The organism is Stenotrophomonas sp. YJH_SMC_32, assembly GCF_059369975.1.
The window spans coordinates 19,901-33,156 of the sequence record NZ_JCAFTE010000003.1; the positions used below are offsets into that span (position 1 = coordinate 19,901).

General features: G+C 66.7%; 11 protein-coding genes and 1 tRNA gene. 7 read left to right on the top strand and 5 right to left on the bottom strand.

Going from position 1 to position 13,256, the window contains the following annotated elements; genetic code table 11:
- Position 1: 1 nt before the first annotated feature.
- Positions 2 to 1,042 carry a ubiquinol oxidase subunit II gene (cyoA, locus tag AC5P7S_RS06070; protein ID WP_005415723.1) on the bottom strand — a complete coding sequence of 347 codons (1,041 nt, stop codon included), beginning with the start codon at positions 1,040 to 1,042 and terminating at the stop codon, positions 2 to 4.
- A gap of 353 nt (positions 1,043 to 1,395) precedes the next feature.
- Between cyoA and AC5P7S_RS06075 the strand changes: the two genes are divergently transcribed.
- Positions 1,396 to 2,031 (top strand): GyrI-like domain-containing protein, encoded by a 636-nt coding sequence (locus AC5P7S_RS06075; protein WP_095377777.1) that lies wholly within the window; start codon positions 1,396 to 1,398, stop codon positions 2,029 to 2,031.
- Positions 2,032 to 2,044: 13 nt separating this feature from the next.
- On the top strand, positions 2,045 to 2,377 hold the full coding sequence (locus AC5P7S_RS06080) for a hypothetical protein (RefSeq protein WP_095377776.1): 333 nt from the start codon (positions 2,045 to 2,047) through the stop codon (positions 2,375 to 2,377).
- A 95-nt stretch (positions 2,378 to 2,472) separates the two neighbouring features.
- Here AC5P7S_RS06080 and AC5P7S_RS06085 read toward each other — a convergent pair.
- From AC5P7S_RS06085 to AC5P7S_RS06100, 4 genes are all read right to left on the bottom strand, one after another.
- Positions 2,473 to 2,548, bottom strand: a tRNA-Thr gene (locus tag AC5P7S_RS06085).
- 85 nt (positions 2,549 to 2,633) lie between these two features.
- On the bottom strand, positions 2,634 to 2,960 hold the full coding sequence (locus tag AC5P7S_RS06090) for a hypothetical protein (RefSeq protein ID WP_095377775.1): 327 nt from the start codon (positions 2,958 to 2,960) through the stop codon (positions 2,634 to 2,636).
- A gap of 51 nt (positions 2,961 to 3,011) precedes the next feature.
- Entirely contained in the window at positions 3,012 to 4,022 is a 1,011-nt protein-coding gene (locus tag AC5P7S_RS06095) for a 2-hydroxyacid dehydrogenase (RefSeq protein WP_095377815.1), read from the bottom strand.
- A 97-nt stretch (positions 4,023 to 4,119) separates the two neighbouring features.
- Entirely contained in the window at positions 4,120 to 6,993 is a 2,874-nt protein-coding gene (locus AC5P7S_RS06100) for an autotransporter outer membrane beta-barrel domain-containing protein (RefSeq protein ID WP_095377774.1), read from the bottom strand.
- A 236-nt stretch (positions 6,994 to 7,229) separates the two neighbouring features.
- On the opposite strand from AC5P7S_RS06100, the gene AC5P7S_RS06105 reads away from it, so the two are divergent.
- The 5 genes from AC5P7S_RS06105 to AC5P7S_RS06125 are packed head-to-tail and all read left to right on the top strand — an operon-like array spanning position 7,230 to position 13,238.
- Positions 7,230 to 7,757, top strand: coding sequence for an RNA polymerase sigma factor (locus tag AC5P7S_RS06105; protein WP_080352916.1), 528 nt, complete (start codon positions 7,230 to 7,232; stop codon positions 7,755 to 7,757).
- Positions 7,754 to 8,722, top strand: coding sequence for a FecR family protein (locus AC5P7S_RS06110; protein ID WP_065178096.1), 969 nt, complete (start codon positions 7,754 to 7,756; stop codon positions 8,720 to 8,722). Before AC5P7S_RS06105 ends, AC5P7S_RS06110 begins: the two co-directional genes overlap by 4 nt.
- A gap of 11 nt (positions 8,723 to 8,733) precedes the next feature.
- Positions 8,734 to 11,532 carry a TonB-dependent receptor plug domain-containing protein gene (locus tag AC5P7S_RS06115; protein WP_095377773.1) on the top strand — a complete coding sequence of 933 codons (2,799 nt, stop codon included), beginning with the start codon at positions 8,734 to 8,736 and terminating at the stop codon, positions 11,530 to 11,532.
- Between the two features lie 45 nt (positions 11,533 to 11,577).
- Entirely contained in the window at positions 11,578 to 12,534 is a 957-nt protein-coding gene (locus AC5P7S_RS06120; protein ID WP_095377772.1) for a hypothetical protein, read from the top strand.
- A complete protein-coding gene (locus AC5P7S_RS06125; RefSeq protein WP_005415713.1) occupies positions 12,531 to 13,238 on the top strand; it encodes a hypothetical protein in 708 nt (235 codons plus the stop codon). Before AC5P7S_RS06120 ends, AC5P7S_RS06125 begins: the two co-directional genes overlap by 4 nt.
- Positions 13,239 to 13,256: the final 18 nt, after the last annotated feature.

The window sequence follows — 13,256 nt, forward strand, 5'->3', positions numbered from 1 at the left end:
TTCATTCTCCCGAACCCGCGTGGCCGGCATGGCCTGCGTGTTCGTGTTCGGTGGCATCCAGGTTTTCACCCGATTCCTTGGAATCATGCGCGTCACTCGGGGCATGGCCCTCGTGCGCTTCATGGGTGGCGGCATCGGCAGCGGCGGCACCGGCATGCGAGTGCTTCATGCCGTAATGCTTGTTGTCGCCCATGTGCTTGGCGATGACCCAGTCGAACAGGCCTTCTTCGGTCTTGCCGAAGTAAGTGACCGGATACCACTCGGCGTTGCGCGCTTCACCCAGGGCCTTGAACGAGGCCTTGTCCAGGGTCTGCTCGCCGGCGCGGACCTGGTCCAGCCACTGGCGGTACTCGGCATCGGTGACCGAGTAGGCGGTGAAGTGCATCTTGGCGAAGCCCGCGCCGCTGTAGTGCGAGGACATGCCCGGGAATTCACCGGTCTCGTTGGCGATCAGGTGGAGCTTGGTCTCCATCGCAGCCATCGAGTAGATCATGCTGCCCAGGTGCGGGATGAAGAAGGCATTCATCACCGAATCGGACGTGATCTTGAAGTTCAGCGGCGTGTTGACCGGGAACTTGATTTCGTTGACGACCGCCACCTTCTCTTCCGGATAGATGAACAGCCACTTCCAGTCCAGCGAGATCGCCTCGATGGTGACCGGCTTGACGTCCGAATCCAGCGGACGGTACGGGTCCAGTGCGTGCGACGAACGCCAGGTCAGGACCGCCAGCACCAGCACGATCATGCAGGGAATGGACCACACCACCACCTCGATCGCCGTCGAGTGGGACCACTTCGGCTCGTAACGGGCCTTGGTGTTGGAGGCGCGATACTTCCACGCGAACGTCAGGGTCATGATGATGACCGGGATGACGACCAGCAGCATGAGCACGGTGGCCGTGATCAGCAGGGTCTTCTCATCCTGGCCGATCTGGCCCTTCGGACTGAGGATGGCCACGGCATCGCAGCCGGTGAGCATCACCAGCAACGACAGCAGCAGGCCCGGGCGCAACCAGCGCCCAAGGGTTTTCAACGGAATCATCGGTCGATCCAATTGCGAGGGAATGCCGTTCCCCGTCCCTGCCTGTTCCAGCCAAAGCCGGTCCCACCGGTCCGGAAGACAGGCAGGGAGGTGGGGTCGAGTCAGCCTTTCAATTTTAGGCCGTCACCCACCATTTAAGAAAGGCATTGACATTGATCGAGCGCAGGAAAGGCCCGATTCTGGCTGCGACACGTTGTCGCACCGCGCACGCGCGGCGGGCAGGACGCCCGCGGGCGGCATCCTGGCATCAGGTGCTGGCCGGCAGTCCGCCCTCGTTCGGCAAAGTCACATGAACCTGTTCAGGCGTGCTGGCGGGTGCCTGGCGTGGGATGCTCGGCGCAGGAGGAAGGCCCGTGGACAAGATCGACTTCAAGAAGCGCGACCGGGCGCTCTATCAACCGCCCGCCGGCAGGTTCGTACGCGTGGATGTACCGCCCATTCCCTACGTGATGGTCGATGGTCGCGGCGACCCGAACACGGCCCCCGCCTACCTGCAGGCCGTGCAGTGGCTGTATTCGGTGAGCTATGCACTGAAGTTCGCGCTGAAGGCCGAAGGGCGCGACTACGTGGTGCCACCGCTGGAGGCGCTGTGGAGTGCCGAGGACCCGGCCAGCTTCCTCGCGCGGCGCAAGGATGAGTGGGCCTGGACCGTAATGATCCGCACGCCCGAGGGCATCGGCCCTGCACAGTGGCAGGCCGCGATCAGCAAGGCGCGCGCGAAGCTGGGAGAGGCGCCGCCCAGCCTTCGCCATGAACTCCTTGCCGAGGGCCCCAGCCTGCAGACCTTGCACGTGGGCGCCTACGACGACGAGGGACCCGTCCTGGCGCAGCTGCATGACGAAGTGATGCCCGCACTGGGATACACCTTTGCCGGCCCCCATCATGAGATCTACCTGAGCGACCCGCGCAGGACCGACGCAGCGCGGTTGAAAACCGTGCTGCGGCAGCCGGTGCGGCCGATCGGGCCTGATGAGGATTCCCGCAGATGACACGAGGAATGCCGTGCGCCTGATCAGCCGACTGCTGCACTGGACCACCCTGCCCGCCGGGCGCCGCCTGATGGCCGTGCTGGGTGCTGCACTGGTGATCGTGCTGGCCTGCAATCCGGATCTGCTGCCGTTGTTGCCGGTGGTGGATGCGCTGGGGCTGGACGTGCTGATGCTGTTGCTGGGTGCGCAGGTGGTGGCGGTACTGCCTTGGGTGCGGGAGCGGGCCGCGCGCGGGATCAGAGTGCTTGCACGCCTGATGATCGGTGCATCGGCTGGAGCCGCGGGTGGTTATCTCCGGCAGCTGGCATGGTGGCTGGCGCGGGATGCAGGGATGACGAGGCGTTGATGAAGGCTTGCAGCCTTCAGTGAGGTGGCCATCCAAGGATCACCGGCGGGCGCAAACAAAAAGCCCCAACCAAGGCCGGGGCTTTTCATTGCAACTGGTGCCGGAAACAGGAGTCGAACCTGCGACCTACGCATTACGAATGCGCCGCTCTACCAACTGAGCTATTCCGGCCTAGCTGGGCATTGTAGGACTACAAGCAACATGCGGTCAATGGCCGCGCATCTACCCTCTTCATGGGCCAACAAGCCGCTACCAGCTACTGATAGTGGCTTTCACGGATGACCCTGGAACATCGCTGGTCGAGATCAACATGAAATGACTTCAGTCCACCTTCTGGCAGCAGAACCCTGTCATGGACGTGCTGGACCGAGAAGCCAATATCTGCGGTGCCGGAAGACTCCTCCGCAATCCGATACATCTCCCGTTTCCATCCCCTCGTCTCTTGAACGTAAGTCTCGATTGTTGTCACGCATCGTTCTAGCCCTTCCCACCCCTTCTCGCCTCGGGACTCCTCCGCTGCACAGCCGCCCGCCATCAGCAATGGAAACAGCAGCCCAACTTTCAAGGTGACTAAGCGTTTCATCTGCGCCCCTCAATGATAGGTATGAAAACGCACACCCCTCATGACTTCCAATCATCTCAGCGATGTCTCCACCCGGTTCGCACACACCCGCCCCTCGGCGAAATCCCGCAGGTTCCCCAGCGTGATTGCCGAGATCTCCTGCAGCGCCTCCACGGTGAAGAAGCCCTGGTGGCCGGTCACCAGCACGTTGGGGAAGGTCATCAGGCGCTGGAAGGCCTCGTCGTCGATGATCTCGCCGGAAAGGTCCTGGAAGAACAGCGCGCTTTCCTGCTCGTAGACGTCGATGGCCAGGTGGCCGAGCCGCCGCAACTTCAGCGCGCGGATCACCGCGTGGGTGTCCACAAGCGCGCCGCGTGACGTGTTGACCAGCATCGCGCCGGTCTTCATCCGCGCCAGCGAGGCGTCGTTGATCAGGTGCTGGGTATCGGGTGTCAGCGGGCAATGCAGCGACACGATGTCGGCGCGCGCCAGCAGTTCATCCAGCCCAACCATGTCGCCCACGCCGGCGAAGGCCGGCGATGGATACGGGTCATGCCCCAGCACGGTGCAGCCCATGCCGTGGAAGATGCGCGCGGTGGCCAGGCCGATCTTGCCGGTGCCGACGATGCCGACCGTGCGCCCATGCAGGGTGCGGCCGAGCAGGCCATCGAGCATGAAGTTGCCCTCGCGCACGCGATTGTAGGCGCGATGGGTCTGCCGGTTGAGCGTCATCACCAGCGCCAGCGCGTGCTCGGCCACGGCTTCGGGGGAATAGGCCGGCACCCGTGCGACGAACAGGTCCAGCGCTTTCGCGGTGGCCAGGTCCACATTGTTGAAGCCGGCGCAGCGCAGCAGGATGGCGCGTACGCCCAGCGCATGCAACGCGTGCAGAACCGGCGCGTCGAGGCGGTCGTTGACGAACACGCATGCCGCGGCGCAGTCCTGCGCCAGTGCGGCGGTATGCACGTCCAGCGCGGCATCGAAGTACACGAATGCAAAGCCCTGCCCGGCCGCATCGCGCTGGTTGGCCTCGTCGAGGAAGCGACGATCGTAGGGGCGGGCACTGAAAACGGCGATCTGCATGGACAGGCCTGGCTGGAATTCCCTGCCGACCATACCGCAGCACCTGCCCTGATGGGATGGTCCCGGCGATACGGATATCGCCGGGACCGAGTACCCCTTAGAACTGGTAGCCCAGGCCCAGCATCACGCCGTTCTGGATCTGCCCGTCGCGGCGCTCACCCACGTAGTCGGCCATGATCGACAGGCGCTCGCTGGCGCGACTGGTCACGCCGACGTTCCAGGCCAGCACCTGCTCGCCCACGGCCTGGCTGCTGGCACCAAACACCAGGTCCGGGGCCGCAGCAAAGCCGGTGCTGTAGCGCGCCTGCGAATCGCCCAGCTCCTTCTGCCAGACCACGCGGGCACGCGGGGTAATGCGCTCACCGTTGTTGCCTTCGAAGGTCTTGAACAGCTGCAGGCCGGCACCCACACGAATGCTCTCCAGGCTGCCGCTGCGGCCCACCAGCGCACCGGCGCCCTGCCCTTCATTGAAACGGGTGGCCGAGGTCCGTGCGTAGTCCACCACCGGCAGCAGGGGCTGGATCACCAGACCCTTTCCAGTGGTGAAGGAGAACGCATGCTCCACCCGTGCCGAGATGGCATCGTTGCTGTACTTCGCGCGCAGAGGCTGCTGCAGCCCATCAATGCCGCCGACACTGCGGCGGGTGTCATGCCGCAGGTCGGTGTAGCGCACGGCAGCCGACAGGTAGCCCCGCGAATAGGTCGCATCCAGGTAGCCGCCCACATCCAGCGCGCGTACGTCGCCACTGAAGCCGGAGCCGTCGCTGGCCTTGGTCGACATGTCGGCGGCGGCCACGCTCACGCCGAGGGTCACGCGGTCATCGGCCACGCGGGTATCGGCACCGATCACGATGCCGCCGACAGTGTGGCTCAGGCCGGCCACACCACCGTCGGCGTCGATGCGGCCATGGCTGGCGAAACCGCGCGCCCACAGGCCATGGCTGCGCCCCGCCACGCGGCTGTCGCCAGCAGCCTCGCCGGCCGGTTCAACCAGATGCATGGCCAGCTGGTTGAACAGGCTGCCATGGCGCATGCCTGGCTGCGCCGAGACCGACTGCGCCGCCTGCGAGGCCAGGCCATCGGCATCGCCGCCACTGCGCATCGCTGCCTGGTGCTGCTGCACCACGTTGCCGATGCTGCCGATCAGTGCATTGTCGGCCAGGCGCAGGCTGGCATGCGCATCACCGCGCAGGGCGCCAGCCTGCTGTGCGATCACATCGCGGTCGCTGAACTGCAGCGCGCCGAGCAACGACTTCAGGCCGCTGTCCTGGCGGTCCGCTGCAGCGGCCAGCGCGCGCCCCAGGCCGTCGCCGGAGGTGCCGTTGGCGAACAGGCCCAGCTGATCGAAGCCCGGGTTGGCGGTCAGCCACAGGCCGTCGGCGGTCTGGTTGACGTTGAAGCTGAGCAGCGAATTGTGGCGCGGGCGGAACACTTCACCGGCCGTGATGCTGGCGCTGTAGCCGGCATCGCCCAGCCGCACGGCATCCTGGAAGCCCCCCTGGTAGATCGGTCCTTCCACCAGGTCGCGACGGTAGGTGCCGGCATAGAAGCCCTGGGCCACGTTCAGCGCCAGATGTGCGCCCTGCGCGATCACCAGCGCGCCCTCCTCGGAGCCGCCATCGTAGAAGCTGCCGACGCGCAGGCGGCCACTGCCGGTACCACCGGTTTCGGTAACATCGAACAGCACCTGCCCGCCGGGCATGATGTTGACGTAGCCGTGGGTCACCAGATCACCACCACGCGGCATCAGCGTGCCGAACACGCGCAGGCGGTTGAAGCCATCTTCGCGGTAGGACGGGCCGGTGCCATCCAGCAGCGCATCGCTGTCGGTGCCGACCGATGCGATATCACCATGGCCGACCACGATGCTGCCCGGCATCACGCGCAGCTCGGGGGTGCGCAGCGCACCACCCTCCAGTGCGATGGTGCCGTTGTCCACCAGAATGAAATCGGCGCCAGTGGTTTCGGCGGTGCGCCAGGTAGCGCCATTGCTGACACGGATCACGCCCGCCGAACTGGCCAGGGTTGAGGCATCCAGATCGGCCAGCCGCAGCTGACCGCGCAGTTCATTCTGGACGTCGGGATCGGCGAGCAGCTGCTGCAACGACTGCGCGCCGATACCGTTCGCCCCCCCCGTGGAGACGTTGTACAGGCTCACCGCGTAGTTGATGTAGGTGCTGGCCCAGTCGGTGTTCCAGCGCGCGAAATCGTCGTCGACGAAGGCCTGCAGCTGGCGTGCGGTGCGCAGGTAGCCCGGGTTGATGTCGCCGCTGACGTTGCTGGTGACATGCAGGGTGTCGCCCGGATCGCGATAGCCTGCCGTGTTGATGATGTTGTTGCCGCGGATGTCCTGGCCCGGGAACGACTCCAGCTTGCTGCCGCTGCCATCCGGATCGAAGGTGACCGACGTACCCGTGGTGCGCGCCGGGTCGCGGAATACCAGCAGGCCGTTGGGTTGAACCACTTCATACAGCGCCTTGTGCAACAGGCCCGCATCCATCCCGCCGCCGTAGTTGCCTGTGTAGATCTGGGTCATGCGCGCTGACGGCGCATAGGTGATCTTGCCGCCACTGCTGGCGGCGTGGATCTGCACCGAGTCGACCAGTGGCAGATCGCCGCCGAGGTAACGGTTGACGCCACCGGACTGCATGATCGAGCAGGACGAGATGCAGTGGCCGGACACGATGGTGTCCAGGCCCTGGGTGCGGATCACCGCCTGCAGCCACTCGCCGGCGATCAGCGCGCCACCATTGGATGTGCGCAGCACGACTTCGCGGATCGGACGGCCTTCAGCCTGTGCCTTGGCCAGCAGCGCGGGCAGCGCCACCACGTCAGCAACGGTGACGCCGCCGCTGAGGAAGACGCGATCGTCCCGCACGTGATAATTCATTGCCATGACGTCATCAACCGCCGCCATGGCGGTGACGCCCATCAGCCCGGCCAGGGCCAGGCTCAACTTCGAATGTTTCATGCGTTCTCTCTCCACCCGCAACACACGGGTCAGGAGTTCAACGTCCGGGCGGCGCAAACTCCCCCAGCGCACCAGCCTCCGAAACATGAATGCATTCACAATGAAATCAGGGGCCATGCACACTCTTCCCCATCCGGTCATCGTCGCGTAAAACTCGAAGACGCACCCGCCACCGACGCCCGAGGCCAGCCCTGTCCACCCCCTCTCCTCTGATCCATCGCGCGCCGGACCTGTCCGTGCCGACGGACGCGTTCATTGCGTTCGTACGGGAAGAACGCGCGCCGTTGTGCGCTTTCCTGCGCACGCGCGGCGTTGGGCCGGAGGATGCCGAGGACATCGCGCAGGACTGCATGGAGCGGCTGATCCGCTATCGCGCACACAGTGCCGACGAGCTGCGGTTGCTGCTGTATCGTATCGCCCGCAACCGCCTGGCAGACCGTGGCCGCTCGTCGCAGTCGCGGCCACACCTGTCCCTTGCCGAACACGATGGCGGCGACGAGCCCTCCAGCACGTCGCCCGATCCATTGCGCCAGGCCGAGTCCGGGCAGATGCTGTCCCTGCTGCGGCAGGCCCTGTTCAAGCTGCCCGAGCGCGCGCGCGAGGTGTACCTGCTCAACCGGATCACCGGCATGAGCTATACGCAGATCGCGCGGCACTGTGGAATCACCGCCAAGACCGTGGAAAAACATATCGCCCGCGCCCTGCAGGGCCTGCGCCAGGAACTCGGATCGGATCCGCTGCACAACGACAGGGACAACGGATGAGTCACGCCAGCCCCAGGGAAGACACCCTGCTGTTTGAACGCGCCAGCGCCTGGGTGGCGCGGCTGGAGGCTCCGGACTGCACGCCGGGCGAGCGAGAGAGGTTCGAGGACTGGCTGGCCGAGGACCCGGCCCATGTCAGCGCCTGGATCCAGGCCGAGACCCTGTTCCAGCGGGGCGAAGAACTGGCCGCTGACCCGTGGCTGCGCACCGCCGCAGCACGTGCGGCACGGCCGGCACAGCGTCGCTGGCTGCCGGCAGTGGCCGCCGCCGCAGGCGTCTGCCTGGCCATCGGGATCGGCTGGATGGTCGCCATCGACGGCAACCCCACGCCGCTGCGCTATGCCAACGATTCCCACCAGCCCCGGCAGCAGACGCTGGCCGATGGCAGCGTGGCCACGCTGGATGCGGGCACCACGCTGCATGCCCGATTCGGTTGGCGCCATCGCAACCTGGTGCTGGAACGGGGCCGCGTGCAGCTGCAGGTCGCACCGTCGAGCAAGGCGCTGCAGCTGCGCGCCGGCGACAGCACCATCCGCGACATCGGCACCACCTTCCAGGTGGAGCGCCTGAACGACGGCCTGGTCGAAGTCGCACTGCTGGAAGGTGCGGTGGAAGTCAGCAATGGGGGAACCCAGCACACCCTGGCACCCGGCCAGCAGCTGCAGGTGCTGCCCTCGGGCCGCTTCCAGCCCGGCCCGGCGCTGTCGTCCAATGCCGCTGCCGAAGGCTGGCTGCAGGGACAGCTGGTGTTCGATGCCACGCCGCTGTCGATCGTGGTCGAGCGCATGAACCGCTACGGTCGCACGCCGCTGGTGATCGCCGATCCCGAGATCGCCAGCCTGGCCGTGAGTGGCACCTTCCGTGCCGGCGATGCGCAGGAACTGCTGTCGGCGCTGGAACTGGGCTGGTCGGTAGCTGGCCAGACGCGACCGGATGGCGCGCTGGAACTGCGCCGCACGTACTGAGGAGGCCTGCAGTGAAGGCAGTACCGGGCGCGCTGCGGGAGGGGCTGCTCTGCACCCTGTTCTGCTTCGCGCTGAGCATCGCCGCGCTGCCCTCTGCCGATGCAGCCGAACAGGCCGGCACCCTGGAGGTCCATGTGGGTTCAGGCCCACTCGCACCGGCCCTGCAGCAATGGGCGCGCCAGAGTGGCATCGCCCTGCTGTTCGATGCGCGTGAACTGGATGGCCTGCGCACGGCCGGCACCCATGGCCAACGCGATGCGGCCACGGCCCTGAAGGAACTGGTCGCCGGCATGCCGGTGACCATCCTGCGCACGCCTGCCGGTGGATTCGTCGTCCGCCGCACCCGGCCAGCACCGCCATCGCCCCCGCCGGTCGCGACGCGTGCGATGCCCGCGGTACCGTCGCCGGGCGGGGTGCCCGAGACGCCACCGCAGGTGGAGCTGGCGCCGATCCATGTCACCGGCAGCCGGCTGCCGCGCACCTCCGTGCAGACCACGCTGCCGGTGACCATCATCGACCGCGATGACATCCTGCGCAGCGGTTACGGCAGCCTGTTCGACCTGCTGCGGCACTTGCCGGGCATGAACGGCCACCCGGCGATGAGCACCTCGCGCAGTGGCGATTCGCAGTACCTGCCGGTGGGTGCGGCCACCACCACCAGCCTGGACGGCATGGGTCCGCGTGCGACCTTGTTCCTGGTCAATGGCCGGCGCCTGCCACGCTATCCGATGGTGTCGCTGGAACAGGGCGGGCTCACCGACCTGGGGGGCATCCCGCTCAGCTTCGTCGAGCGCATCGAACTGGTGCGTGGCGGTGCGTCGGCCATCTATGGTGCTGACGCGATGTCCGGCGTGGTCAACATCATCCTGCGTGACCAGGCCGATGGCCCTGAAGCCATGCTGCAGACCGGCCTGAGCGGGCGCGGCGACGCCGGCCAGTATCGCCTGCAGGCGGCCACCGGTGGCGTGCGCGGCGGAGGGGACCGCTGGTTCGCTGGCGTCGACCTGCATCGCATCGACCACGTGGCCGGCGATCGCCGCGAATGGCATGCGGAAACCTCGCAGTACCTGATCGGCGCGTTCCGCGATGGACGCTACTGGCCGGCAAAGCGCTGCGAAGGGCCATTGAAACGGCGCGATGGTGCCTGCTGGTTTGACAGCGCACGCCCGCGTTCGCTGCAACCGGCCTCGGACACCGCCTCGGCCTACCTGCGCTATCGGCATGAGCGCGGCGAAGGTCGCTACGCCTACGCCGAGGCGCGGGCCAGCCACAACCGGCAACGCTTCGACCTCGGCCCGACCGCCGTAGCCATCGGGCTTTATGGGTTCACCTTCAACAGCGTGCTGCGCGAAGCCGGCAACGTGCGTCCGCATGTACGTGCCACCGATGCCGACGTCACCTTCGGCATGGGCCGCGACCAGGGCCGCCGCAGCTGGGATGCCGGCATCAGCGCACAGCGCAGCGATGTCACCCTGACGACGTCCGGCACCGTGCGCGCCCAACCACTGCTGCGCGCTGCCGAGACGCTGGATTTCCTGCCCGGCTTCACCTCGTTGCCGGCAGAGACCGCCGCGCAGTTGTTCCCGTCGATCCGCAACCGCGGGCGCACCGAGCAGTGGCAGGGCTGGTGGGGCATGCAGCGCGAGTTGATGCCATTGGCCGGCGGTGCTGCACAAGTGGCCACCGGCATCGACCTGCGCCAGGAACGCTGGACGTCGCATCCCGACGCGCTGCTGAGCCAGGGCGACCTGGCGCTGGGCCTGCCACAGGAACAACGCCACCTGTCACGCCGCAGTGGCGGTGCCTACGCCGAACTCGGCCTGCCATTGGCGCGCACGCTGCGCATGGACCTGGCAGCACGCTGGGACCGCGATGGCGATTACCAGGCTTTCTCGCCCCGCGTGGGCGTACGCTGGAGCCCGACACCGCAGTGGTCATTCCTGCTTGCCACCGGGCGCGGCTACCGGGCCCCCAGCCTGTTCGAGCAACGGCGGCCGCCGGGCTATTTCGGCGCGATCGAACTACCCGCCTCCAGCGCACTGCCCAACTGCGCGCAGAGCAACGGCAACGGACGCTGCAGCGTAACCGTGGACGTGGTGGAGAACGATGCGCTGAAAGCGGAGCGGTCGCGCAGCCATTCCCTGGGTGCGACCTGGACACCGACCGATGCGTTTTCACTGTCGCTGACCCACAACATCGTCGAACTGCGCAACGAGATCCTGGCCCTGCAACCGGCCGACGCAGTGTGGAATTCAAGCACGTGGGAGTTGGACGAGGACGGCAACCTGCACAACCTGCGCCTATCCTTCGACAACATCGGCCGCACCACGTCGCGCAACCTTGTTCTGCGCGGGGAGTACCACATCGACACCGGCAGCACCGGCCAGTGGCTGTTCTCGCTCGATGCGCTGAAGCAGCAGGAACTGCGCCGCGAGCGTGGCCATGAAGCGACGGTGGACCTGCGTGGCCATGTCACGCCAGCGATGGCCGCCGTGCTCAATGTGCAGTGGCAGAACAGCAACTGGGACATCGCCCTGCGCGGCAACCAGGTAGGGCGCACGCGTGCCTGGCTGCCCGGTGCGGAATGCCCGGAGGAACAGCGCGAGCAGAACCATTGCATGAATCCGCGGCAGCTGCGCTGGAACCTGCACCTGGCAAGGCGGCTGGGGCCGCGCTTGGTCGCCGCGCTGGACGTGCACAACGTGCTCGACACGCAACCGGTGAACTACCTGGTCGGCAATGGCGGCCAGATGCCGGGGCTGGACGATCCACTTGGCCGCTACTTCCTGCTGACCCTGCAGATCCGCTGAGCGTAGTACCCTACGCGCCCTGTTCCATCGGTCCCCCACCACCCCATGAAGGCCTATCTCTGGTTCTGGGGCGCGTTCCTGCTGTTCTTCGCGTTGCCCTTCCCCTGCATCCTCTACTTCGGCACGTCGTGGCCGGTGCCACTGGCCGACCGCAGCGCGCCATGGCTGGCCCTGCTGCTGCTCGCCCTGTCGCTGGCCCTGTGGCTCGCGTTGCTGCTCGCCTTCCTGCACTACCTGCTGCTGGGCCCGCCGCGCGCGCTGCATCGGGTGCGCACCATCCTGGCCGACGGTGAGCCGCGTGATGCGTTGATCGAACAGGCCGAGCAGACCGGCGTGCACGTGCGCGGCTTCGCGCAGTGGAGACTGAAGCTTGGCTTCCAGAACCTGTCCGGCACGCCGATCCATGAACAGATGCTGGTGGTGGACAGCAAACCGCAGCTGCAGCGTTTCGTGGCCGGCCAGCGCATCGAGGTTCGCCTGAGCCGGACGCCGGGTGCGTTCCCCAATGTGGTGCTGGAGGGCGCCCAGCCCGAACTTGATGTCGCCAGCCTCTGGCGCCGCGGCGCCGGCGCGGTCATCGGCATCGTCGTGGTTGCCAGCGCCTACGTGCTCGCCTATCGGCTGCAGAGTGAGGGCCTGGGCTGGACGTTCATGTCCTTCGGCCACCCACTGCTGGTGTGCCCGCTGGTGTTGTGCGGCTACGCCCTGGGCCTGCGCGTCCTGGGGCGCCTGCTGCAGGCCGATGCACGCGGCGACGCGCTGAAGTACCGCGGCATCGGCGTGGATGCGAAGGTGCTGAAGCTGCGCCAGACCGGCACCTACCTCAACGAGCAGCCGCAGGTGGAGTTCCAGCTGGAGTACACCGACCGCGAAGGTGGCATACAGCAGGTGAACGTGCGCCGCTTCATCCCGTTGATCGAGCTGGCCAACCTTCCACGCGAGCAGGTCACGCTGCTGTACGACCCGGAAGATCGCGGCAACGTTCGCCTGGAGGGTGTATGAAGCAGCCCCCCTCGACGCGACTGGTATTTTCGATGGTGCTGCTGTTGCTGGCCGGCGTCGCCGTTGCCGGCGGGGCACTGCAGACCCTTGCCGAAACGATGGGCCATTCGGTGCAGGATGACCGCGCAACCACGCCGATCACCACGCCTCCACCGCGCGAGCGGCCTGCTTCGCTCGCACCGATTCCCGAACCGCGGTCGATGCCGATGCCCGAACGCAGCAACCGCTTGTTCGATGCGGACTACCTGCTGGCCGCCCGCCAGGCACTGGAACAGATGCCAGCCCTGGCCGGGCACCGGTTGATGGTGTTCCACAGCATCCACTTCTACGATGATGGCCGCATCAATCTGGATCTGGTCGATCCGCAGCAACCTACGCACGTGGACAGCTACCACTTCGAGCACGGCCAGTGGCGCAAGGGTGACCCGGTCGATCCGCAGCGCTTCGCGCCCACCATCACCCTGCGCCGCAGCAGCACGGCGCTGGCCAACATCGATTTCGAGGCAGTGCCACGCGTGGCCCAGGCGCTGCAGGCGCAGCGCAACGCGCTGATGGCCACGCCGGGTGACGTCGGCCACGTCTATGTGATCGTGCGCAAGGGGGGCAGGCTGGTGTGGCTGCCGGACGAGGTCGCCGGCGATCGCCAGTCCGCACGACTCTCGTTCGACGCACAGGGGCGTTCCGGCCACGCGAACCGACGATAGTCAACGCAAAAAGGGGAC

Excerpts from the sequence above, each read along its gene's own strand:
- AC5P7S_RS06090 (WP_095377775.1), bottom strand. The coding sequence starts at position 2,960 with ATGAAACGCTTAGTCACCTTGAAAGTTGGGCTGCTGTTTCCATTGCTG.
- AC5P7S_RS06095 (WP_095377815.1), bottom strand. The coding sequence starts at position 4,022 with ATGCAGATCGCCGTTTTCAGTGCCCGCCCCTACGATCGTCGCTTCCTC.
- AC5P7S_RS06120 (WP_095377772.1), top strand. The coding sequence starts at position 11,578 with ATGAAGGCCTATCTCTGGTTCTGGGGCGCGTTCCTGCTGTTCTTCGCG.
- cyoA (WP_005415723.1), bottom strand. The coding sequence starts at position 1,042 with ATGATTCCGTTGAAAACCCTTGGGCGCTGGTTGCGCCCGGGCCTGCTG.
- AC5P7S_RS06110 (WP_065178096.1), top strand. The coding sequence starts at position 7,754 with ATGAGTCACGCCAGCCCCAGGGAAGACACCCTGCTGTTTGAACGCGCC.
- AC5P7S_RS06100 (WP_095377774.1), bottom strand. The coding sequence starts at position 6,993 with ATGAAACATTCGAAGTTGAGCCTGGCCCTGGCCGGGCTGATGGGCGTC.
- AC5P7S_RS06125 (WP_005415713.1), top strand. The coding sequence starts at position 12,531 with ATGAAGCAGCCCCCCTCGACGCGACTGGTATTTTCGATGGTGCTGCTG.